The 21,961-nt window shown below is 74.5% G+C and carries 21 protein-coding genes and 2 pseudogenes; 8 read left to right on the top strand and 15 right to left on the bottom strand.

Annotated elements, in window-relative coordinates; genetic code table 11:
* Positions 1-3: 3 nt before the first annotated feature.
* From F9B16_RS20075 to hsaA, 7 genes are all read right to left on the bottom strand, one after another.
* Entirely contained in the window at positions 4-1,116 is a 1,113-nt protein-coding gene (locus tag F9B16_RS20075) for an NDMA-dependent alcohol dehydrogenase (protein ID WP_151541632.1), read from the bottom strand.
* Positions 1,117-1,228: 112 nt separating this feature from the next.
* On the bottom strand, positions 1,229-1,984 hold the full coding sequence (locus F9B16_RS20070; RefSeq protein ID WP_151541631.1) for an SDR family NAD(P)-dependent oxidoreductase: 756 nt from the start codon (positions 1,982-1,984) through the stop codon (positions 1,229-1,231).
* A 9-nt stretch (positions 1,985-1,993) separates the two neighbouring features.
* On the bottom strand, positions 1,994-2,224 hold the full coding sequence (locus F9B16_RS20065; RefSeq protein ID WP_151541630.1) for a hypothetical protein: 231 nt from the start codon (positions 2,222-2,224) through the stop codon (positions 1,994-1,996).
* Positions 2,225-2,227: 3 nt separating this feature from the next.
* Positions 2,228-3,376: a Rieske 2Fe-2S domain-containing protein gene (locus F9B16_RS20060; protein ID WP_151541629.1), complete on the bottom strand. Its 1,149-nt coding sequence runs from the start codon at positions 3,374-3,376 to the stop codon at positions 2,228-2,230.
* Positions 3,373-5,070 (bottom strand): FAD-dependent oxidoreductase, encoded by a 1,698-nt coding sequence (locus tag F9B16_RS20055; protein ID WP_151541628.1) that lies wholly within the window; start codon positions 5,068-5,070, stop codon positions 3,373-3,375. The genes F9B16_RS20060 and F9B16_RS20055 overlap by 4 nt, the downstream gene beginning before the upstream one ends.
* 13 nt (positions 5,071-5,083) lie before the next feature.
* Positions 5,084-5,572, bottom strand: coding sequence for a flavin reductase family protein (locus F9B16_RS20050; RefSeq protein ID WP_151541627.1), 489 nt, complete (start codon positions 5,570-5,572; stop codon positions 5,084-5,086).
* A complete protein-coding gene (gene hsaA, locus F9B16_RS20045; RefSeq protein WP_151541626.1) occupies positions 5,569-6,735 on the bottom strand; it encodes a 3-hydroxy-9,10-secoandrosta-1,3,5(10)-triene-9,17-dione monooxygenase oxygenase subunit in 1,167 nt (388 codons plus the stop codon). Before hsaA ends, F9B16_RS20050 begins: the two co-directional genes overlap by 4 nt.
* Positions 6,736-6,882: 147 nt before the next feature.
* Between hsaA and F9B16_RS20040 the strand changes: the two genes are divergently transcribed.
* Both F9B16_RS20040 and F9B16_RS20035 read left to right on the top strand, forming a co-directional pair.
* Complete coding sequence (locus F9B16_RS20040) at positions 6,883-7,671, top strand: IclR family transcriptional regulator (protein ID WP_151541625.1); 789 nt, start codon at positions 6,883-6,885, stop codon at positions 7,669-7,671.
* Positions 7,672-7,778: 107 nt separating this feature from the next.
* Positions 7,779-8,657 (top strand): annotated as a pseudogene (locus F9B16_RS20035) (tyrosine-protein phosphatase); the annotation flags it as partial.
* Positions 8,658-8,681: 24 nt separating this feature from the next.
* Here F9B16_RS20035 and F9B16_RS20030 read toward each other — a convergent pair.
* On the bottom strand, positions 8,682-9,416 hold the full coding sequence (locus F9B16_RS20030; RefSeq protein ID WP_151541657.1) for a glucose 1-dehydrogenase: 735 nt from the start codon (positions 9,414-9,416) through the stop codon (positions 8,682-8,684).
* The gene (locus tag F9B16_RS20025) at positions 9,413-10,546 is read right to left on the bottom strand and encodes an LLM class flavin-dependent oxidoreductase (protein ID WP_151541624.1); all 1,134 of its coding nucleotides are present in this window, start codon (positions 10,544-10,546) and stop codon (positions 9,413-9,415) included. Before F9B16_RS20025 ends, F9B16_RS20030 begins: the two co-directional genes overlap by 4 nt.
* Positions 10,547-10,647: 101 nt before the next feature.
* On the opposite strand from F9B16_RS20025, the gene F9B16_RS20020 reads away from it, so the two are divergent.
* The gene (locus F9B16_RS20020) at positions 10,648-11,298 is read left to right on the top strand and encodes a PadR family transcriptional regulator (RefSeq protein WP_225991791.1); all 651 of its coding nucleotides are present in this window, start codon (positions 10,648-10,650) and stop codon (positions 11,296-11,298) included.
* On the opposite strand, the gene F9B16_RS20015 is transcribed toward F9B16_RS20020, so the two are convergent.
* The gene (locus F9B16_RS20015; RefSeq protein WP_151541623.1) at positions 11,288-11,794 is read right to left on the bottom strand and encodes a flavin reductase family protein; all 507 of its coding nucleotides are present in this window, start codon (positions 11,792-11,794) and stop codon (positions 11,288-11,290) included. The two genes, F9B16_RS20020 and F9B16_RS20015, sit on opposite strands and share 11 nt — an antisense overlap.
* Before the next feature lie 116 nt (positions 11,795-11,910).
* Here F9B16_RS20015 and F9B16_RS20010 point away from each other — a divergent pair, with 116 nt between their 5' ends.
* Positions 11,911-13,491, top strand: coding sequence for a FadD3 family acyl-CoA ligase (locus F9B16_RS20010; RefSeq protein WP_151541622.1), 1,581 nt, complete (start codon positions 11,911-11,913; stop codon positions 13,489-13,491).
* On the opposite strand, the gene F9B16_RS20005 is transcribed toward F9B16_RS20010, so the two are convergent.
* A complete protein-coding gene (locus F9B16_RS20005) occupies positions 13,492-14,127 on the bottom strand; it encodes a PadR family transcriptional regulator (RefSeq protein WP_151541621.1) in 636 nt (211 codons plus the stop codon).
* Between the two features lie 110 nt (positions 14,128-14,237).
* Between F9B16_RS20005 and F9B16_RS20000 the strand changes: the two genes are divergently transcribed.
* Together F9B16_RS20000 and F9B16_RS19995 are read left to right on the top strand one after the other, a co-directional pair.
* Positions 14,238-14,996 carry a glucose 1-dehydrogenase gene (locus F9B16_RS20000; protein WP_151541620.1) on the top strand — a complete coding sequence of 253 codons (759 nt, stop codon included), beginning with the start codon at positions 14,238-14,240 and terminating at the stop codon, positions 14,994-14,996.
* 2 nt (positions 14,997-14,998) lie between these two features.
* Positions 14,999-15,952 (top strand): alpha/beta hydrolase, encoded by a 954-nt coding sequence (locus F9B16_RS19995; RefSeq protein ID WP_151541619.1) that lies wholly within the window; start codon positions 14,999-15,001, stop codon positions 15,950-15,952.
* Between the two features lie 206 nt (positions 15,953-16,158).
* On the opposite strand, the gene F9B16_RS19990 is transcribed toward F9B16_RS19995, so the two are convergent.
* Complete coding sequence (locus F9B16_RS19990) at positions 16,159-16,989, bottom strand: PIG-L family deacetylase (RefSeq protein ID WP_225991790.1); 831 nt, start codon at positions 16,987-16,989, stop codon at positions 16,159-16,161.
* Positions 16,990-17,039: 50 nt separating this feature from the next.
* On the opposite strand from F9B16_RS19990, the gene F9B16_RS19985 reads away from it, so the two are divergent.
* Both F9B16_RS19985 and F9B16_RS52760 read left to right on the top strand, forming a co-directional pair.
* Complete coding sequence (locus F9B16_RS19985) at positions 17,040-18,203, top strand: glycosyltransferase family 4 protein (protein ID WP_151541618.1); 1,164 nt, start codon at positions 17,040-17,042, stop codon at positions 18,201-18,203.
* Between the two features lie 36 nt (positions 18,204-18,239).
* Positions 18,240-18,914: pseudogene (locus F9B16_RS52760) on the top strand (phosphatase PAP2 family protein); the annotation flags it as partial.
* A 59-nt stretch (positions 18,915-18,973) separates the two neighbouring features.
* Here F9B16_RS52760 and F9B16_RS19975 read toward each other — a convergent pair.
* From F9B16_RS19975 to F9B16_RS19970, 3 genes are all read right to left on the bottom strand, one after another.
* On the bottom strand, positions 18,974-20,086 hold the full coding sequence (locus F9B16_RS19975; protein WP_192808880.1) for a lysylphosphatidylglycerol synthase transmembrane domain-containing protein: 1,113 nt from the start codon (positions 20,084-20,086) through the stop codon (positions 18,974-18,976).
* Positions 20,067-21,245: a hypothetical protein gene (locus F9B16_RS50980; protein WP_192808879.1), complete on the bottom strand. Its 1,179-nt coding sequence runs from the start codon at positions 21,243-21,245 to the stop codon at positions 20,067-20,069. The genes F9B16_RS19975 and F9B16_RS50980 overlap by 20 nt, the downstream gene beginning before the upstream one ends.
* A gap of 46 nt (positions 21,246-21,291) precedes the next feature.
* The coding region (locus F9B16_RS19970) for a CDP-glycerol glycerophosphotransferase family protein (protein WP_192808877.1) at positions 21,292-21,961 on the bottom strand (670 nt) is incomplete at its 5' end.

The following is a 21,961-nucleotide window of genomic DNA, read 5'->3' as shown; positions in this document are numbered from 1 at the left end:
GCGTCAGTGCTCGTGCACGATGACGCCCCGGATGTTCTTGCCGTCGCGCAGGTCCTGGTAGCCCTCGTTGACCTGGTCGAGCGTGTACCGCTTGGTGACGAGCGCGTCGAGGTCGAGCTTGCCCTGGTCGTACAGGCGCAGCAGGCGCGGGATGTCGTACTGCGGGTTCGCCGACCCGAACAGCGACCCCTTGATCGTCTTCTCGAAGAGCGTGAGCACCGCGCCGGACACGTGGATCGTGAGCTTCTCCGGATGCGCGAGCCCCGTCACCACGAGCGTGCCGCCCTTGCCGAGGACGTTGAACGCGGCGCCGACGACCTCCTCGTCCACCACGCCGACCGTCACCAGCGCCTGGTCGGCGCCCTGGCCCCAGGTCAGCTCCATCACCTTGGCGAGCGCCTCGTCCGCGTCGGCGAACGCGTGCGTGGCGCCGAGTTCGAGGGCCTTGTCGCGCTTGAACGCGACGGGGTCGACCGCCACGACGTTCGCCGCGCCCGCGTGCCGGGCGCCCTGGACGGCGTTGATGCCGACGCCGCCGATGCCGAACACCACGGCGGTGTCGCCGGGCCGGACGCCGCCCGCGTACACCGCGCTCCCCCAGCCGGTCGGGACGCCGCAGCCGACCAGGACCGCCGTCTCCAGCGGCAGCCAGTCGTCGACCTTCACCACCGAGTGCTGCGAGATGGTCGCGTACTGGCTGAACGTGCCGATCATGCACATGGCGCCGAAGTCCTCGCCGCCGCCGTGGAAGCGGAACGTGCCGTCGGGCAGGTCGCCGTTCAGGATCGTCGCGCCCATGTCGCAGATGCTCTGCCGCCCGGTCGAGCAGTAGCGGCACGTCCCGCAGTTGGGGATGAAGCTGCACACGACGTGGTCGCCCGGCGCGACCTTGGTGACGCCGGTGCCGACCTCCTCGATGACGCCGGCGCCCTCGTGCCCGCCGACGATCGGGAACCGCGGCACCAGGTCCCCGTCGGTGAGGTGCAGGTCGGAGTGGCACAGGCCGGCCGCGACGTAGCGGATGAGGACCTCGCCGTCCTTCGGGCCGTCCAGGTCGAGCTCGGTGATCTCGAACGGCTTGCCGGGTCCCGCGAGTACTGCTGCCCTGGTCTTCACGCGCCTGACCTCCCGGTCCGTGAGTGAGGTACCTCACAACGTAACCCCGCGGGCGGCCCCCGGAAAGGGGCGGGCCGGGGCAGGACGGGCCCGCCCCGGCTCGGCGGCGCGGTCAGTAGCCGGGGCCGCTCAGCAACCCGCCGTCCACGAGGATCTCGGTGCCGGTGCAGTAGGCGGACTCGTCGGACGCGAGGTACACGGCGGCGCCCGCCACGTCGTCCGGCTCGCCCCAGCGCGGGATCGGCAGCGCCTTGAAGAACGCGTCGGCGTCGACCTCCACGCCCTGCGCGACCTCCGGGTCCAGGGCCAGCTCCGTCGCGATCCCGCCGGGATGGATCGAGTTCACCCGGATGCCGAACCTGCCGAGCTCCTGGGCGCCGGCCTTGGTGATGCCGCGCACGCCGAACTTGCTCGCCGCGTACGCCGACAGCCCCGCCGCCGCCGCGTAGCCCTCGATCGAGGACGTGTTGACGATCGAGCCGCCGCCCGCCGCCTTCATCGGCTCGACGACCGCCCGCATCCCGAGCCACGGGCCGACCAGGTTCACGTCGAGGACCTGCTGCAGCTGCTCGCGCGTCATGTCGGTCAGCAGCCGGTGCCGCAGGATCCCCGCGTTGTTGACCAGCACGTTCAGCGTCCCGAACCGGTCGACCGCGGTCGCGACCGCGCGCTCCCAGTCGTCCTCGCGCGTCACGTCCATCGGGACGAACACCGCGCCGGTGGCCGCCGAGACGGCCGCGCCGCGGTCCTCCAGCAGGTCGCCGAAGACCACCCGCGCGCCCTCCGCGGCGAACCGGCGCACGTGCGCCTCGCCGATCCCGCGCGCGCCGCCGGTGATCAGCGCGACCTTGCCGTCAAGCCTTGCCATCCTCGTCCCTCACTCCGGGTTCTCGATCCGCACCAGGCCCTCGGCGACCGCCCACTCGATGGACGCGCGCAGCGCCCCGCAGTGCCGGATGCGGGCGCCGGGCTCGCCGGCCGCCACCCGCGGGGCGATCTCCCCGCAGGCGGCGCCGGCCGCGGCCGTCCACTGCACGCTGGTGTGCGGCGGGCTCTTCTTCTCGACCAGGACGCGGGCCCCGCACGCCCGGCAGTCGACCGGCTGCATCCGCTAGGCCCGCATCGACTCGGGGATCACGGAGAACGACACGCCGTTCGCCACGTTCTCGGCGACCTCCTCGCGCCACGTCTCGACGGCGCGGGAGGTGTCGATCTCGAACTCGAACCGGTCGGTCATCTCCGGCGTGACGTCCTCGACGTCCACGTAGAACTGCCTGTACCAGCGGCGCAGCTGGTAGACGGGGCCGTCCTGGTCGCACAGCAGCGGGTTGTCGATCGCGGTCTTGTTCTTCCAGATCTCGACGTCCTGCATGAAGCCGAGGCCGACGCCCTCGGCGACCTGCGCGGCGGTCGCGTCCGCCTCCTCGGCCGACATGCCGGGGAACTTCTTCACGATCACGCCCCACTGGAGCATGAACGACGTCGGGCTGATCGGGTAGTGGCAGTTGATCAGGACGGTCTCGACCGTCATGTCCTCCGCCTTGTTCCACAGGTAGTCGATCATGTAGGAGGGGCCGTAGTAGGCCGCCTCGGACTTCTGGTCGATCTTCTGCGGCGGGCCCGGGACGAACCCGAGGTAGGCGTCGTCGCGGGACGTCCCGTCGAAGAACTGGGTGGCGACGTGGCCCTCGAAGACGTTCTTGAAGTACGTCGGCAGCGCGTAGTGGATGTAGAAGAAGTGCGCCATGTCCACGACGTTGTCGACGATCTCTCGGCAGTGCGAGCCGTCCACCCGGAGCGTGTTCCAGGTCCAGTTGCTCCACTCGTCGCTGAACGCGCCCTCGATCCGCGGGATCGTCACCTCGGGCGGCGGCGGGTTGCCCTGCGGGTCGTTCCAGACGAACAGCTGCTTGTTCTCCTCCAGCACCGGCCACGCGCGGGTCCGGGCGCCGCGCGGCGCGCGCTTGGCGTAGGGGATGCCCGCGCACTTGCCGTCGCCGCCCCACCGCCAGTCGTGGAACGGGCAGGCGATGGCGTCGCCCTTGACGGTGCCCTGCGTCAGGTCGCCGCCCATGTGGGGGCAGTAGCCGTTGAGGACGTTCAGCTTGCCGTTCTCGCCCTGGAACACGACGAGCTTGGTCCCGAACGCCTCGACGGCGTGCGGCTTGCCGTCGCGGAACGCGTCGGCCAGGCCGAGGCAGTGCCAGCCCCGGGCGAACCGCTCCGGGGGCGGGGCGGCCTCGATGACGCGGTGGTTCATGATGTGCCTCCTTGCGTGGCCGGCTCGTCGCCGGCGGCCCGGGCGGCCGCGGCGGTGGCGATGTGGGTGGCGGCGGCGTAGCCGAAGGTCATGGCGGGCCCGATCGTCGCGCCGGGGCCCGGGTAGGTCTCGCCGGTCACCGCCGACGAGCAGTTCCCCGTGGCGTACAGGCCCTCGATGGCGGACCCGTCGGCGCGCAGCACGCGCGCGTCGGCGTCGGTGACGAGCCCGCCCTTGGTGCCGATGTCGCCCGGGACGACCGGGACCGCGTAGAACGGGCCCTTCTCCAGCGGCGCGAGGTTCGGGTTCGGCAGCGTCGGGTCGCCGTAGTAGTTGTCGTAGGCGCTGTCGCCGCGGCCGAAGTCGGCGTCCTTGCCGGCCCGGGCGAACTCGTTGAACCTCTCGAAGGTCGCCTCGAGCCGCTCGGCCGGGACGCCGATCGCTGCGGCGAGCTCGGCGGGCGTGTCCCCCGTCTTGAGGAAGCCGCTCTCCCGCCACTTCTTCGGGAACGGCTGGCCGGGGAACAGCCCGACGAACACGTACCGGGCCTTGGCGCGCGCGTCGACGATCATCCACGAGTCCATCGCGGGCGCGCCGTGCTCGTACATCCGCTCGACGAACTCGTGGTACGGCAGCGACTCGCGCGCGTACCGCTCGCCGTTGCCGTCCACGATCACCATGGACGGGATGGCCCGGTCGGCGACCAGGAAGAACAGCCGGCCGTCCGGGGTGGGGACGGACGGCGCGCCCCACACCTTGTCCATCAGGTCGACGGCGGCGCCGAGCTTCAGCCCCGCCCGCAGGGTGTCGCCGGTCTGCCCTTCGGCGGCGTGCGTCCACTCCGTCTTCGTCGGGGACGGGAGGTACTGCTCGCGCAGCGCCTGGTCGTGGGAGAACCCGCCCGCCGCGAGGACGACGCCGCGCCGCGCCCGGACCGTCACGTCGCGGCCGCCGCGGCGGACCGTGACGCCGGCGACCCGCCCGTCCTCGACGACCAGCTCCTGGAACGGGCTGGACAGCCACAGCTCGCCGCCCGCCTCCGCGAGCGCCAGCCGCAGCCGGGCGATCAGCGCCTCGCCGAGCGACAGCAGCCGCCGCCCGGTCAGCAGGGCGCCGACCGCGCGGAGGCCGACGCGCATCGCCGTCCGCTTGCCCTTCCACGTCCGGGTGACCATGTTGAGCTTGCCGAAGTCGGCGGACGTCATCGTCAGCCCGTAGGTGGGCAGCCCGGCGCGGCGCATCCTCGCGAACTCGGGGCCGAGCTTGCGGCCGTCCACGATGCACGGCTCGACCGACCGGCCCTCCGGCTTCCCGCCCGGCGCCTCCGGGTAGTAGTCGGAGTAGCCCGGCGTGTACGCGAACCGCACCCAGCGGGTCCGGTCGTGCAGGAAGCGCAGCATCTCGGGGCCGCGGGTCAGGTACGCGTGCTTGCGCTCGTCCGGCACGCGGTCGCCGACCGTCGCGTCCATGTAGGCGCGGGCGTTCGCGAGGGTGTCGCGCTGCCCGGCCTGCTCCAGGTAGAGGTTGTTCGGGATCCAGACGGCGCCGCCGGATAGGGCCGTCGACCCGCCGTACCGGTCGGTCTTCTCCACGACGAGCGCGGTCAGGCCGTGCGCCCGGGCGGTGACCGCCGCGGCGAGCCCGCCCGCGCCGGAGCCGACCACGACGACGTCGTACTCGTGTTCTCGTTCCATGTTCCTTCTCCGGCTAGTGGAAGGCGCCGGCGGCGTAGTCGCCGCGGAAGTACAGCAGCGGGCCGTGGTCGCGCCGGTCGCGCAGCTCGCGGACGGCGCCCACCACGATCAGGTGGTCGCCGGCCTCGTGGACGTCCTCGATCGCACAGTCGATCGCGGCGAGCGCCCCGTCAAGGTGCGCGGTGCCGTGCGGCGAGGCCGTCCAGCCGACGCCGGCGAACTTGTCGGCGCCGCTCACCGCGAACGCCCGGCACACCTCCCGCTGGTCCTCGGCGAGGACGTTGACGGCGAAGCGGCCGGTCGCGGCGATCCGCGGCCAGCTCGTGGACGTGCGGGCCACGCAGAACATCACCAGCGGCGGGTCCAGCGACAGCGACGCGAACGACTGGCAGGCGAGGCCCGCCGGGCGCCCGTCGCCGTCCACGGACGTGACGACGGTGATGCCGGACGCGAACCGGCCGAGCACGTCCCGGAAGCGGGCCCCGGAATCCGGGCCGCTCATATCATCGTGTCCGTCACCTCGAGGCCCAGCGCGCCCATCCCGTAGAGGGTCAGCGCCCGCTCGGGGTCGTTGACGGCGTGGACGCGGCCGGCGTGCGCGTCGCGCCAGCCGCGCTGCACCGGGTGGCCCTCCTTGAGCGCGTGGCCGCCCGCGTTCTCGAACAGCAGGTCGACGGCCCGGATCGCGCGCGCGGTCGCCATGACCTGGTCGCGGCGGGTGCGCAGCCGCAGCTTCAGCGAGAACTCCTCCCCCGCCTCGGCCGCCGCCATCAGCTCGCGGATGTTGCGCTCCATCAGCGTCCACGCGGCGTCGATCTCGCCCGCGGCGGTGGCGATGCGGACCTGCGCGTGCGGGTCCTCGGCCACCTTCTGGCCGCCGTAGGAGACGCGGATGCGCTCGCGGGTCGCCTTCAGGTAGGCGTCCAGCGCGCCCTGCGCGATGCCCGCGATCGGCATGCTGATCGTCGTGGAGAACACCGCCGCGAACGGCAGCCGGTACAGCGGCGCCTTGTTGACCTCGTGGCCGGGGCAGGCGCACACGGAGGTGTCGGCGAAGCTCAGCGTCCGGTGCTCGGGCACGAACACGTCCTCGACGACGATGTCGTTGCTGCCGGTGCCGCGCAGCCCGATCGTGTGCCACACGTCGTCGATCCGGTAGTCGGCGCGGGGCAGCAGGAACGTCCGCATGTCGACCGGGGTGCCGTCGGGCCCCGGGACGAGCCCGCCGAGGAACACCCAGTCGGCGTGGTCGCAGCCGGACGAGAAGCTCCACCGGCCGCTCACCCGGAACCCGCCGTCCACCGGCGTGATCTTGCCGGTCGGCGCGTACGACGAGGAGATCCGCGTGTTCGGGTCGGCGCCCCACACCTCCTCCTGCGCCCGGACGGGGAACAGCCCGAGCTGCCAGGGGTGGACGCCGACGACCGAGGCGACCCAGCCGGTGGAGCCGCAGGCCGCGGAGATCTCCCGGACCGCGGTGTAGAAGGTCGCCGGGTGCGCCTCGTGGCCGCCGAACGCCTTCGGCTGCAGCAGCCGGAAGAACCCCGTCCCGGCCAGCTCCTTGATCGTGGACTCCGGGACCCGGCGCGCCTCCTCGGCCTCGCCGGCCCGTGCCGCGATCGCGGGCACGAGGTCGCGCACCGCCTCCAGAACCTGCTCGCTCATGCTCGCTCCTTGCTCGGACACTCGTCCCCCGGGCGCCGTTCCGGGTGATCCGGCTCACCCGGGAGTTGCGTGCACGCTAGGCATGGTGTTCCAATTAGAAATACCAACTTCCCGCTGAGTGGGAGACAAGCCGGGAGGAACCACCCCATGGCGGCACCCGCCGCGGCGTCCGCGCCGCCCCTGGAGTCCTCGATGCTCGCCCGCGCGGCCCGCATCCTGTACTCCTTCACGAGCACGAGCCCCGAGCTGTCGATGAGCGACGTGGTCCGGCGCACCGGCCTGCCCCGCTCGTCGGTGCACCGCATCCTCGACCAGCTCGTCCAGCTGCGCGCCCTGGAGCGGACCGGGTCGCGCTACCGGCTCGGCCTCGGCCTGCTCGAGCTCGGCGCGCTCGCCGTGCACCAGAACCGGCTGCGCGAGACGTCCCTCCCCCACCTGCGCCGGCTGCACGAGACCACCGGCATGCTGGTGCACCTCGCCGTGCTCGACGGGCCCGAGATCGTCTACCTGGAGAAGATCGGCGACGGGCCGGAGGGGCGCGTGCCGTCCCGGCTCGGCGGCCGGCAGCCCGCCTACTGCACCGGCGCCGGCAAGGCCCTGCTGGCGTTCGCCGGCGAGGACGAGCTCGCCGAGACGCTCGCCGCCGGGCTGCCCGCCCGCACCAAGTTCACGATCACCGACCCGGGCGCGCTCCGCCGCGAGCTGGCCTACATCCGCGACCACGGCGTCGCGTTCGACCGCGAGGAGGGGCACCGGGGCGTGTCCTGCGTCGCCGCGCCGCTGCGCGACGCGACCGGGCGCGGCGTCGCGGCGATCTCCGTCTGCGGCCCGCCGTCCCGGATGGACGCGCGCCGCGTCGTCCCGCCGCTGCTGACCACCGCCCGCGACGTGTGGCGCGCCCTCTTCACCGCCACCCCCCGCACCCGCACCCGCTGACGCGGCGCCCGGATCGGCCTCCCGCTCATCGGGAAAGCGCGGAGGCGCGCCCGGCAGGGGTTCCTACGGTGTGAGCCACCTCTCACCCCCCTTCCAGGAGGATCCCCATGCCTTCGATTCGTGGTGCGGGCGTCGCCGCGCTCGTCGCGGCGGGCGGCCTGCTCGTCTCCCCCGCCGCCGTCGCGGCGGCGCCCGTGCCGGCCGCCGCGCCCGCGGCCACCGCGGCGGCACAGGACGCGCTGCAGGGCACCGTCAACTTCCGCGACCTCGGCGGATACCGGACGGTCTCGCACGCGCGCGTGCGGCCCGGCCTGGTGTTCCGGACGGACGCGCTGAACCGCACGACGGACGCCGACCTCGGCGCGCTGGCCCGGCTCGGCGTCCGCGAGGTCGTGGACTTCCGCACGCCGGGCGAGGTCGCCGGCGACGGCGCGGACCGGCTGCCGCCCGGCCTCGCCGTCACGGCGCGCCCGATCTCCGACGGCGGCATGTACGCGGCCGTGAACGCGGCGATCGGGTCGAAGGACCCGGCGAAGCAGGAGGCGGTGCTCGGCGGCGGGCGCGGCGCGGAGATCATGCGCACGCTGTACCGGACGTTCGTCAGCGACGCCGGTTCGCGCGCGGCGTTCGGCCGCACGCTGCGCGACGCCGCCGACCGGCCGGGGACGCCGCTGGTCTTCCACTGCACCAGCGGCAAGGACCGGACCGGCTGGATGAGCTACCTGCTGCTGCGCGCGCTCGGCGTCCCGGACGCGACCGCGCGGTACGACTACCTGCTGTCGAACGAGTACCGGCGGGACGCCGACGCGGCCACGCGGGCGCAACTGAAGGCGGCCGGATACATGGAGGACCCCGACCTGCTGATCCCGATCCAGGAGGTCCGCGCCGACTACCTGGACTCGGCGCTCGACGAGGTGCGCCGCTCGTACGGCACGCTCGACCGCTACCTGCGCGTCGGCCTGGGCGTCGACGCCCGCACCCAGGCCCGCCTCCGCCACACCTCGACGGGGTCAGCCGGTGCTGAGGCCGCCGTCCACGGCGAATTCGGCGCCGGTGATGTAGGCGGACGCGTCCGAGGCGAGGAACAGGACGAGGCCCGCGACGTCCTCGGGGATCCCGGCGCGGCCGAGCGGGACGCGCGGCGCCTTGCCCGCCCCGCGCTCCACCCCGATGCTCGCGATCATCGGGGTGTCGATCACGCCGGGATGGACGGAGTTGACGCGGATCCCGTCCGCGCCGAGGTCGAGCGCGGCGGACAGGGTCAGGCCGCGCAGCCCGAACTTGCTCGCGCCGTAGGCGGAGTGCCCGCGGATGCCGCGCAGCCCGGCCGTCGAGGAGATGTTCACGATCGAGCCGCCGCCCCGCTCGCGCATCGCGGGCACCACGGCCTGGACACCGAGAAACGGGCCGACGAGGTTGATCCGCAGGATCTCCTCGAAGTTCTCGCGGGTCTCCTCGGCGACCGGGGCGGTGCGCCAGATCGCGGCGTTGTTGACCAGCACGTCGACGCCGCCGAACTCCTCGCGGGCGACGGCGACCACCCGCTCCCAGTCACCGGCCGAGGCCACGTCGTGGCGGACGAACCGGGCGGCGTCCCCGATGGACCCCGCCACGGCCGCGCCCTCGGCCTCCCGGACGTCGGTGAGCACGACCCGGGCGCCGGCGTCGGCGAACATCCGCGCCTCGGCCTCGCCCTGCCCGCGCGCGGCGCCCGTGACGACCGCGACCTTCCCATCGAGCCTCATGCCCGGGCCTTGCCGGCGCCCCGGAAGTGCGGGATGACGGTCTCGCCCCACTGCCGGATCGTCTCCATGCACACGTCCTGCGGGACGGTGCCCATCTGGATCAGGCACATGATCTCGTCCACGCCGATGTCGGCGAGCCGCTGGACGTACTCGATCGCGTACTCGGCGGTGCCGTAGGCGTGCTCGGCGTTGAAGGTGCCGGTGTCCTGCGGGCGGGCCGGGATGTTGGCCTCGTTGAGCTTGGCGACGAGGGCCTCCTTGTCGCGGGCGAGCGCGGCGATGTTGTCGTCGTCCTCGGTGTCCTCGGCGGGGGCGGGGCCGTGGCCGTACCAGTGCGCGATGGACTCGGCGAAGAACCGCTGGCCGCGCGCGCCGATCCGGAGGGCGCGGTCGCCGTCGTCCAGCACGATCGTCGGGCAGAGCGCCACGAACTTGTCGGTCGTGTCGGTGGTGACGAGCCGCTCCGGGGTGCGCGTGCGGACGGTGTCCCAGTAGAGGTCGTACATCTCCTTGACCTCCTCGGGGCCGGCGAAGCCCATCACCAGGGCGCCGACGCCGAGCGCGGCGGCGAGCTTGACGGTGTCGCGCTTGGAGCAGGCCATGTAGAGCGGCGGGTGCGGGCTCTGCACGGGACGCGGAAGGATCTTCGCGGGACCGACGTCGAGCAGGTCGGTGTGCCAGTCGACCTCGTCCTTGCGCCAGGCGTTGGCGAGGAACCGCAGCGACTCCTCCATCTGCGGGTACGTCTCGGACGGCTCGACGCCGTACATGCCCATCTCCATGCGGGTGGAGCCGCGGCCGCCGCCGACGTCGAGACGGCCGCCCGACAGCGCGTCCAGCATGCCGACCCGCTCGGCCACCCGGACCGGGTGGTTGTAGTTGAACGGCATGCAGATCACGCCGTGCCCGATGCGGATCCGGGACGTCCGGGCGGCGACCCAGCTGAGGAAGATCTCGGACGCGGTCATGTGGGCGTAGCGCTCGAGCCCGTGGTGCTCGACGGCCCAGACGCGGTCGAAGCCCATCTCCTCCCCGTAGACGGCCTGCTCGACGCTGTCGAGCAGGAGCCGACGCTCGCGCTCCGGCGTCGGCTTCGCCAGCTGGGCCTCGAAGATCATCGAGAACTGCATCGGGGGGCACCTCCAGTATTTCGGTTCGGAATATTCCTAACAGATATATGCCGGGACCGCCACATGACCGTCCGGCATGCCGCGGCGGCTAGGCTGGCCGGGTGAGCGACACGGCGACGAGCGGCAGCGCACCCCGGAACGGCACGGCGGAGGACAGGGCGGCACAGGACGGGATCCCGAACCTGCCGCCGACCAGCTGGGCCGTGCTCGGGCTGCTGTCCTTCGGCGAGGAGCTCTCCGGCTACGACCTGAAGAAGTGGGCCGACTGGAGCCTCAAGTTCTTCTACTGGAGCCCCTCCTACAGCCAGATCTACGGCGAGCTGAAGCGGCTGGAGAAGATCGGGTACGCCACGTCCCGCGTCGAGCTGACCGAGAGCACCCGTGGCAAGCGCGTCTACACCATCACCGAGGAGGGCATGGCCGCGGTGTCGCGCTGGGCGCGCGAGGCGCCCGTCGAGCCGCCCGTCCTCAAGCACGGGGTCATGCTCCGCACCTGGCTCGGCCACCTGATGGAACCGGCCCGGCTCCGCGAGATCCTCGAGCAGCACGGCGAGTACGCCGAGAAGATGAGCCGGCGGGCGCAGGCCGACGCCGACGGCGCCGCCGAGGTGGCCGAGTGGGCCTACCCGGAGCTGGTGCTGCGCTGGTCCCAGCGCTACTACGAGGCCGAGCGCGAACTGACCCGCACGATGCTCGCCGACCTGGACGAGCTCGCCGCCGGATCCGCGAAGGGCCGGCCGCTCAGCTCGTGAGCGCATGGCCGAAGCCGCCGCGGAAGAACAGCAGCGGCCGCTCGGCCCGCCCGGCGGCCAGGTCGCGGACCCGCCCGACCACGATGGAGTGGTCGCCGCCCGGCAGCTCCCGCTCGATGTCGGCCTCGATCCACGCCAGCGCGCCGTCCAGCAGCGGCGAACCGCCCGGCCCCGGCGTCCAGGGCACGCCGGCGAACTTGTCCCGGCCCGCCATCGCCCGGCACACCTCGCCCTGATCCGCGGCCAGGACGTTCACCGCGAACCGGCCCGCGGCGCGCACCCGCGGCCAGGTCGTGGACGCGGCGCCGGGGCAGAAGCACACCAGGGGCGGGTCCAGCGACAGCGACGAGAACGACTGGCACGCCATGCCGACCGGCTCGTCGCCGTCCATCGCCGTGACGACCACGACGCCCGTGCAGAACGTGCCGAGGACCCGGCGCATCCGCTCCCCGCTGACCGGCTCCACCGTCTCCTCCATCGTCGCGTGCGCCGCCATGCGTCCTCCCGATGCATCGAATCGATATATTTCTAATAGAAACATTCCGATTAGAAGCATCCCTGTGGTTCCATGTCAAGGCGCCCGGCTCCCCCGTCCGGCCCGAAGGAGCGACGATGCCAGCCGACCTGACCCCCGCCACGATCCCCGCGCTCGTCCGGCACGCGGCCCGCGTCCACGGCGACCGCGAGGCGCTGGTGACCGAGACCGCGCACGGCCCGGTCCGCCGGACGTTCGCGCAGCTCGGAGCCGACGTCGAGGCGGCGGCGCGGGCGGCGGCCGGGGCCGGTGTCCGGCCCGGCGACCGGGTGGCGATCTGGGCGCCGAACAGCGCGGAGTGGGTCGTCGCGGCGCTCGGGCTGGTGAGCGCGGGCGCGGTGCTCGTGCCGCTGAACACCCGCTACCGGGCCGCCGAGGCGGCCGACATCCTGCGCCGCAGCCGCGCCACCGCGCTGTTCACCGTGCGCGGGTTCCTCGGCACCGACTATCCGGCGATGCTGGCCGCCTCGGGCGCCGACCTGCCCGGCCTCCGGCTGACCGTCCTGCTGGAAGGAGAGCCCGACGGCACCGCCGTGAGCTGGGCCGATCACCTCGCGGGCGGTGCATCCGTGAGCGCGGAGGAAGCGCGGAAGCGGGCGGAGGCGGTGCGCGCCGAGGACGTGTGCGACATCGTCTTCACCTCCGGCACCACCGGGCGTCCCAAGGGCGCCATGTCGACGCACGGCCAGACGCTCCGCGTCTTCCAGGCCTGGAGCGAGGTCGCCACGCTGAGGCCGGGCGACCGGTACCTGCTGATCAACCCGTTCTTCCACACGTTCGGCTACAAGGCGGGCGTGCTCGCCTGCCTGTTGAACGGCGCGACGATGCTGCCGGAGGCGGTGTTCGACGCGGAGCGCGCCGCGCGGCGGCTCGCCGACGAGCGGGTCACCGTGCTGATGGGCCCGCCGACGATCTTCTCGTCGCTGCTCGCGCTGCCCGCCCGGCCGCCGCACGCGCTGCGGCTCGCGGGGACGGGCGCGGCCGACGTGCCGGTCGACCTCGTCCGCCGGATCCGCGCCGAGCTCGGCGTGCCGGACGTGTTCACGGCCTACGGGCTGAGCGAGGCATGCGGCGTCGCGTCGGTCTGCCCGGTGGACGCCGACGCCGAGACCGTCGCGCGCACCACCGGCCCGGCCCTGCCGGGCACCGAGATCCGGATCGCCGCGGCCGACGGGCGGCCGCTGCCGCCCGGCGAGACCGGCGAGATCCTCGTGCGCGGCTACAACGTGATGAAGGGCTACCTGGACGACCCGGACGCCACCGCGCAGGCCATCGACGCGGACGGCTGGCTGCGCACGGGCGACTGCGGCCGCCTCGACGAGCGCGGCTACCTGACCGTCACCGGCCGGATCAAGGACATGTTCGTGGTCGGCGGGTTCAACGCCTACCCGGCGGAGATCGAGGGCGTCCTCGTCCGGCATCCGGCGATCGCGGACGCGGCGGTCATCGGGGTGCCGGACGCGCGGCTCGGCGAGGTCGGCGCCGCGTTCCTGGTCCCGGCCGAGGGCGGCACGGGGATCGACGACGCGGAGCTGACCGGGTGGCTGCGCGAGCGCCTCGCCAACTTCAAGGTGCCCCGGCACTTCCACGTCGTGGACGAGCTGCCCCGCAACGCGAGCGGGAAGGTCGTCAAGGGCGAGCTGCGGGAGCGCGCGTGATCAGCCCGAGGCCCGGGTGGGCGTGCCCGCGGGCGGGACGGCCCGCCCGGACGCGAGCAGCTCGTCCAGGTCGGCGAGCATCTGGTCGGCCAGGTCGCGTTCGGCCGCGTAGTAGCGGGTCGCCCAGCGCGCCACCAGTTCGGGGTAGGCCCACCCGGACACGGACGCCGCGTACGAGCGGGAGTACTCCGCCTCCTCCAGCAGCCGCTGGGCGTCGTCGCGGTGCTCGGTCACGATCTGGCGGAGCCGCTCGGGCGTGGCGAGGTGGCCGAGCCACACGCGCAGGGCCGTGCCGTGCTTGAGGACGGGCGGTTCGACCGGGGCCCGCTCGACCCAGCCGGTGAGCGCGTCGCGGCCGGCGGGGGTGATGGTGTAGACGCGCCGGGACCGGCCGTCGGCGGCGGTGCCGAGGTGCGATTCGGCGTAGCCGACGCGTTCCAGCCGCTTGAGCTCGGTGTAGATCTGGCTCATCGCGGGGCTCCAGTAGAAGAACCGCAGGATGTGCTCGGCCCACTGGCGGATCTCGTAGCCGGTCAGCCCCTCGCCGAAGGAGAGGACGCCGAGCACGGCCCACGCCGTGGCGGGGAGCCGTTCGCCGGGCGGTTCGGAGCCGGGCGGTTCGGAGGGGCGCGCCATGGCGACCAGCCTAGCCACCTGCCGGGGTCTGACGCGTCACACCCCGACAGAGATGTTCCAATTTGGAATACGCTGCAGAAGAAAGCGCACGTCAGAGCGAGGAGATGGACATGTCCGGACTGCAGGACAAGGTAGTGATCGTGACGGGCGGGGCCCGGGGCCTGGGCGCCGCGGCCGCCGCGCGGATGGCCCGGGACGGCGCGAAGATCGTCGTCACGGACCTGCTGGAGGAGCCGGGCACCAAGACCGCGGCCGAGGTCGGCGGGCTGTTCGTCCGGCACGACGTCACCGACCGGGAGGGCTGGCGCGCCGTCACCGAGGCGGCGCTCGGCGCCTACGGCCGGATCGACGGGCTGGTCAACAACGCCGGCATCGCGTCCAACTCGCTGATCGAGAACGAGTCGCCGGAGTACTTCGAGAAGGTGCTGAAGATCAACCTCTTCGGGGTGTTCCTCGGCCTGCAGGCCGTGATCGAGCCGATGAAGGCGGCGGGCGGCGGCTCCATCGTCAACATCTCCTCCGCGGCCGGGCTGACCGCGCTGCCGCTGACGTCCGGGTACGGCGCGTCCAAGTGGGGCGTCCGCGGCCTCACCAAGATCGCCGCGACGGAGCTGGGCCGGCACCGGATCCGGGTCAACTCCGTACACCCCGGCATGACCTACACGCCGATGACCGCCGAGCACGCCACCCAGGGCGAGGGGGGCTTCCCGCTCGCCGCGCTCGGCCGGGTGGGCGTGCCGGAGGAGATCGGCGAGGCGGTGTCCTTCCTCATCTCGGACGCGGCGGCCTACGTGACCGGCGCCGAGCTGGCCGTGGACGGCGGCTGGACGGCCGGCGAGGTCGTCATGATGGCGCAGGCGGCCGGCTGACCATGCCGCTCGGCCCCCGCGCGCAGAAGATCGCCGCCGCGATGACGGCGGGTTTCCCCCCGATCGGCGCCGAGGTCACCGACGCGGCGCAGGCGCGGCGGCTGCTGGCCGCCGCGCCCGGCCCCGGCCTCGAACCGATCCCCGTCGCCCGCACCGAGGACCGCACCCTGCGCCTCGAGCAGGGCGACCTGCCGGTCCGGATCTACTGGCCGGACGGCGCCGCCCCGCACCCGGTCACGGTGTTCTTCCACGGCGGCGGCTTCACCCTCTGCGGGCTCGACAGCCACGACCGCTTCTGCCGGATCCTCGCGTCCGGCGCCGGGACGATCGTGGTCTCGGTCGACTACCGGCTGGCGCCCGAGCACCCGTTCCCCGCCGCCGTCGAGGACGCGCGGGCCGCCGTCGCCTGGGCGCACGCGAACGCGGCGGCGCTGGGCGGCGATCCCGAGCGTCTCGCGGTCGCCGGGGACAGCGCGGGCGGCAACCTCGCGGCGGTCGCGTGCCTCGCCGCGCGCGACGGGGCGGGCCCGCCGATCGCGTTCCAGGCGCTGGTCTACCCCGTCACCGACGCCGGGCAGGACACCCCGTCCTACCGCGAGCACGGCGAGGGCAAGTTCCTCACCGCGACGCACATGCGCTGGTACTGGGAGCAGTACCTGGACGACCCGTCCGACGCGGACCACCCGTACGCCTCCCCGCTGCGGGCGCCGGACCTGTCCGGCCTGCCCCCGGCCTTCGTGCTCACCGCCGAGTGCGATCCCCTGCGGGACGAGGGGGAGGCGTACGCGGCGCGGCTCGCCGAGGCCGGCGTGCCGGTGGAGGCCCACCGGATCGAGGGCGCCTTCCATGGGTTCTTCGGTCTCGACCATGTGCTCCCGGCGGCCGTCGAAGCCCGGCGGCTGACCACCGGCGCGCTGCGCGCCGCGCTCGGCACCGGCGCGTCCGCGCCGGCCTAGCACTGCGCCCGCGCCCTCGGGAGACCCCGCACCCCCACCACTCGCGCCTTCGCCGCGACAACGATCTACTACGCGATTTGTAGTAGATTGGAGCGAAGCGTACGTGATCGAGGCTTGGGGCTGCCGTGACGGGGGCGAGCGTGACGGGCCCGTGCGCCGCCCGCCCCCGACCGGCCGTCAAGGCGGTGTCAGCCGTGACCGCGGTGTCAGCCGTGCCGGTCCGGGGCGTCGCGCAGGGTCGCGAAGATGTCGTCGAGCAGGGGGCGCGCGGGCGTCCTGCCGTGCTCGACGTACCACTCGTGGCCGAGGGCCCACCGGAACACCGGCCGGGGCAGCCTGAGCAGCACCGCCAGCGTCCGGACGCCCGTGTCCGCGCCCGCCTGCGTGGCGTGGGCCGCCATCGCGGCGCGCTTCTGACGGGCGAAGCGCCGCACGTCCACCCGGTGGGTGAGCGCCTCGGGTGCGCTGTAGGCGGCGGCGAACCGGGACGGCGCGAAGTCCGACGGGATGCCCGGCAGCCGGGCGATCAGCGCGAGCGCGCGGCGCAGCAGCCGCCGGTCCACCGTGGCCTCCAGCACGACGCGGGTGCCGGCGAGTCCGGCCGCGCGGGTGCCGACGCGGTGCACCTGCACGTGGTCGGGGTGCCCGTACCCGCCCGCCGGGTCGTAGACGGTCAGGACGTCCGCGCCCTCCTCGTCCAGGATCGCGGCCAGCCGCGCGGCCGCCTCTTCCACTTCGGCGTCCGCGAAGGAGCCCGGCGCGCCCGACGGGTCGGACGCCATGCCGGAGTCGGCGTAGCCGAGCCATTCGACGCGGGCGCAGCCCAGCTCGCGGGCGGAGTCGCGGAGTTCGGCGAGGCGCCGCTCGCCGAGCCGCCCGTCCTCCCGGTCGGCGGACGCCGCGAGGCCCGCCTCCCCCAGCGTCGCCATGACGAGGACGACCCGGTGGCCGTCCGCGGCGGCGCGGGCGAGGGTCCCGGCGGTCAGCAGCGCCTCGTCGTCGGGATGGGCGTGGAAGGACACCAGCGTGTACGGCACCGGTCAAGTGTGCCGGAGCGGGCCGCCCGCCCGGCGCCGGGAGCCCGGCGATGAGGATCGCGCACCTGACGGACTACTACCTCCCGCGGCTCGGCGGGGTGGAGATGCACGTCCACGACCTGGCGACCCGGCAGCAGGAGGCGGGGCACGACGTCACCGTGATCACCTCGTCGGCGCGGCCCGCCGGGCTGCGGCGCCCGGCCCCGGACGGCCGCACCGGCCGCGACGGGCCGCGGGTGCTGCGGCCCACCGAGCGGATGGCGTTCCCGACGACGCTGAACCCCGGCGGGATCGTGGCGGGCCGGCGGCTGGCGCGGGACGGCAAGTACGACGTCGTCCACGTGCACGCGGGGCCGTTCACGCCGCTGGCCGTGGCGGGCGCCACGCTGGCCGCCGAGATCCCGACCGTGGTGACGGTGCATTCGCTGATCTCCTACATGGAGCCGGCGTTCCGGGTGCTGGACGCGGCGACGGGCTGGTCCGCACTGCCCGCGGTGTGGACGGCCGTCAGCGACACCGCGGCCGAGCCGGTGCGCCGCCTGGTCGCCCCCGCGCCGGTGTTCGTGCTGCCCAACGGCATCGACGCGGAGGCCTGGCGGGTCGACCCGCTCCCCCGCACGCCGGGCGAGGTGCTGGTCGTCGCCGTCATGCGGCTCGCGCCGCGCAAGCGTCCGCACCACCTGCTGCGGATCCTGCGGCGGGCGCGCGCCGCGCTGGGCCCGTCCGCCGGGCTGCGCGCGGTGATCGTCGGAGACGGGCCGGAGCGCCGCTCCATCGACCGTTACCTGCGCCGACACGCCATGACCGGCTGGGTCGACCTGCCGGGCCGGCTGGAACGCGAGCAGATCCGCGCGCTGTTCCAGCGGGCCGACCTGTTCGTCGCGCCGGCGGTGCTGGAGTCGTTCGGCATCGCCGCGCTCGAGGCGCGGTGCGCGGGCCTGCCGGTGATCGCCCGGACCGAGGGCGGCATCGGCGAGTTCGTCACCGACGGCCAGGACGGCCTCCTGGCCGCGAGCGACGGCGCGATGGCGGAGGCGATCGTGCGGCTGGCGTCCGACGGGGCGCTGCGGGCCCGGATGACCGCCCGCGCCCGCGCCGTGCAACCGCCCGTGACCTGGCCCGGCGTGCTGCGCCGGACCGAGGACCTGTACGGTCTGGCCGTCGAACGGCTGGACAGGGCGCCCGGCGGGCGGCCCGAGGGAAGGGTGGGCTGAGCCGTCCGCGCGTCGCTCCCGCGCCCCGAGGCGCGCATGACCGGCCGCCGGGCCACCGGACGGCCGCGCCGCAGGCGGCCGTGGCTGATCGGCGAGCTGCTGATCGTCCTGGCGCTGCTGAAGGTGTACGACTACGTGCGCTCGCTCGCCGCCGCACGGCACGGTGCGGCGCTCGCGCACGGGCGGGACGTCCTCGCCGTGGAACGCGATCTGCATCTGGACGTCGAGCACGCGCTGAACAGGTGGCTGACCGGGCATCACGCCACGGCGTGGGCGGCGGTGGAGTGGTACCAGCGCGCGCACATCGGCGTCACGCTGTCCGCCCTGGCCTGGTGCTACATCGCGGGGCCGGACCTCTACCGGCCCGCGCGCAACGCGCTCGTGCTGACGAACCTCGCCGGGATGACGGTCTTCTTCGTCCTGCCGGTGATGCCGCCGCGGCTGCTGCCGGGCGCGGGGTTCGCCGACTCGGTGGCGCTCGCCGGGTTCGGGACGACGCACGGCGGCCCGGTGCCCGCCGACCAGTACGCGGCGATGCCGTCGCTGCACCTGGCGTGGGCGACGTGGGTGGTGGCGGTGGTCGTGGCGCTTCTGCGCCGCCATCGGGCGCGCTGGCTCGCCGCGCTGTATCCCGCGACGACCGCGTTCGTCGTCATGGCGACCGCCAACCACTACCTGCTGGACGTCCTGGCCGGGATGGCGGTGACGGCGGCGGCGGTGCTCGCGACCGGCCTGGTGTGGGCCGGGCACGGGACGGTCTACGCGGGCGGTCAGATGATCCGGCGGCGCAGCAGGACGGCGAACACGCACGCGCCCGGCAGCAGCGGCAGCCAGACGGTGATCAGCCGGTATCCGACGACGGCGCCGAGCGCGGCGGCCGACGGCACGCCCGCCCACACCAGCCCGGCGACGAGCACCACGTCCAGCCCGCCGATGCCGCCGGGCGAGGGCACCAGGGCCGAGACCGAGGAGACCACGAGGTAGACCACGACGACGCTGGTCACCGTGATCGGGACGGACAGGCTGCGCAGCACCGCGAACAGCACGAGGCCGTGCAGCAGCGGCGAGAACGCCGAGCCCAGCCAGAGCGCGGTGGCGCGTCCGGGGTGCCGCAGGACCGTGCCGAGCCCGGCGAGCTCGTGCCGAACGTGCCGCAGGCCGGCGGTGGCGCGGGACCGCAGGACGCGCGCGAAGCGGGCCGGGCGCAGCCACACCACCGCGACCACGGCGGCGACGGCGGCCGCGGCGAGGCCGCCTTCGACCCACGGGTTCCCGGCGACGGCGGCGGCGACCTCCCGAGGGCGCGGCCAGCGCCGCTCCCCCAGCATGCCGAGCGCCGACGGGACGCCCGCGACGGCGACCGCGAGCAGCAGCAGGTGCGTCACCAGCCCGGCCAGCGAGTTCAGCCCGACCGACCCCATCGCGGCGCCGCGGGTCAGCCCGCAGCGCCGCAGGAACCGCACGTTGATCGCGATGCCGCCCGAGCCGGCGGGCAGCAGCTGGTCGGCGAAGGACGCGGCGACCTGCACCGCGAACAGCCGGCCGACCGGCGGCCGCACCGGCATCGAGCCGAGCTGGGTCACGGTGCCCACGCACCACATCGCGGCGGTGGCGAGCGCGGCGATCAGCAGCCAGGCGCGGTCGGCGCCCATCAGGCTCTCGCCGCCCGCGTCCAGGGCGACCCGGTGCGTCAGCGCGAGCACGACGACCGCGCCCGCGACCGCGGTCCCCAGCACGACGCGCGGCACCGACGCCTCCGCCGACAGGGCACGCCCGAGCGCCGCGAGCGCGGTGCGCGCCGTACCGGGCGCCGGGCGCGGGTGCCCCGCCGGGGCGTCCGGGGCCCCGGCGGCCGCGTCCTGATCAGCTCCGGAAGGTGTCACTGCCCGTCCCCTCCGCTCGAACGGCCCCGTCTCCGGGCGCGTGCGCGCCCTGCCCGGTCGCGTGCCGCCCCGGCGCCGACGCGGCGTCGGTCGCCGCGTCGAGCGCCGCGTTCTGCACGGCCAGGTGGGTGACCAGGCAGCCGGCGGTGAGCAGCGCCGCCAGCGGCCGGCGCCGCGCCCGGGTGAGCGCCCGCACGCATCCCGCGGCGGCGGGCACGGCCGCCAGCGCACCCGCCGTCAGCAGGAAGCCCGCCGCCGTCCCCGGACCGGCCAGGGCTCCCGGCACCAGCATCCACGCCGCGACGGCCATCGGCAGCAGCGCGTTGCCGGGCCGCCGACCGCCGGACACGAGCACCAGCCCGCCGACGGCGAGGAACACCGCGACCGCCGCGAACCCCGACCATCCGGGCCAGCCGTCCACCCAGCCCGACCCGCGCGCCGCGGCGCGCTGGGCGCGCTGGACGGGCTCCGGCCCGGAGCCGCCGTGCTCATGGACGAGCCATGCCGTGACGTCCAGGACCAGCCCGGCCAGGACGCTGACGACGGCCTCGCGGTGCCGCCACGCGGGGACGACGGCCAGGGCCGCGCACAGCGGCAGGGCCAGCCAGAGCCCCTGCGAGGGCCGCATCGCCGCGACCAGTGCGAGGCTCGCGGTCACCCCGAGCATGGCGGGATAGTCCTGCCGGTCCCGGGCGACGCGCAGCAGGCAGCCGGCGGCGGCGAGCGCCCCGAACGCGCACCACAGGTCGGGCATCGCCTGCGACCCGTAGAGCTGCGCGGCCCACAGCCCGCCGAACAGCACGCCCGCGCCCGCGAGCGCCTCGGGCCGGTGCAGGGGCCGCCACGCCCACAGCGCGGCGAACAGCCCTGCGCCCGAGGCGACCGCCAGGTAGATCCGCATCGCCGCGGTCGAGGAGGTCGCCTGGACGACCGGGGCGACCAGCGCGACGGTCGCGTGGCCGCGCGACACGTCCAGGAAGGCGCCCGGGTCGCCGCTGCGGGCCTGCCACACGTTGCCCACCTCGCCGGCGCCGAGCGTCATGCCGGCCGGGACGAAGCGCAGCTGCGCGGCGGTGAACGCCAGCGCGACCACCGTCACCCAGGGGACGGCGCCGTCGGCGCTCCCCGTCCGGGGCGGTGCGTTCACTGCGGTCGGCATGGTCTCTTTCTACTACAAACCCGGTAGTACACCCGCGGATCGCCGGTCAGCGCCCGCCGCCGGCGAAGAACCGCTCGACGATCGCCTTCCCGGCGGTGCCGGTGTCGTACTCGCCGTACAGCTCGGTGAACCGGCGGCGCGCGGCGGCGTGCCCGCTCCGCACGCCGTCCAGGTCGCCGAGGGCGGCCAGCAGCGCGTCGTCGCCGGCGGCGACCGGACCGGGAACCGGCACGGGCGGCTCCGGAGCGCCCGCCGGCCGGCGCGTCCCGTCCGGAGTGTAGAAGACCATCGGCCGGTCCAGCAGCGCGTAGTCGAACATGATCGGGGATTCGTCGGTGACCAGCGCGTCGGACAGCAGCATCAGGAGGGTCGCGTCGTGGACGGCCGCGGTGTCGATCACGGCGCCGTCCATGCCGGGCGGGATCACGGCGGCCCCGGCGTGCGGCGGGCGGACGAGCAGGACGTGCGTGCCGCCGAGTTCCCGGACGAACCGCTCCAGCGGGAACGCGAGCTCGGCGGAGCGCGCGGGCAGGCCGTCGTCGCCGATCCGGGGCGCGGGCGCGTACAGCACCGCGTAGCGGCGGTCGCCGCTCAGCCCGAGGCGCCGCCGCAGCGCCGCCAGCTCGTGCGGGTCGCCGCCGGTGATCAGCGGGTCGTTGCGGGGGCAGCCGGTCCGCAGCGGCTCGACGCCCGCCCCGGCGCCGTCGGCCGCCCCG

Origin of the sequence: Actinomadura montaniterrae, from assembly GCF_008923365.1 — a bacterium.
GTDB classification, from domain to species: Bacteria; Actinomycetota; Actinomycetes; order Streptosporangiales; family Streptosporangiaceae; genus Spirillospora; species Spirillospora montaniterrae.
The sequence above is the reverse complement of the archived record's forward strand: the minus strand, read 5'-3'. Positions and strand labels throughout refer to the sequence as shown.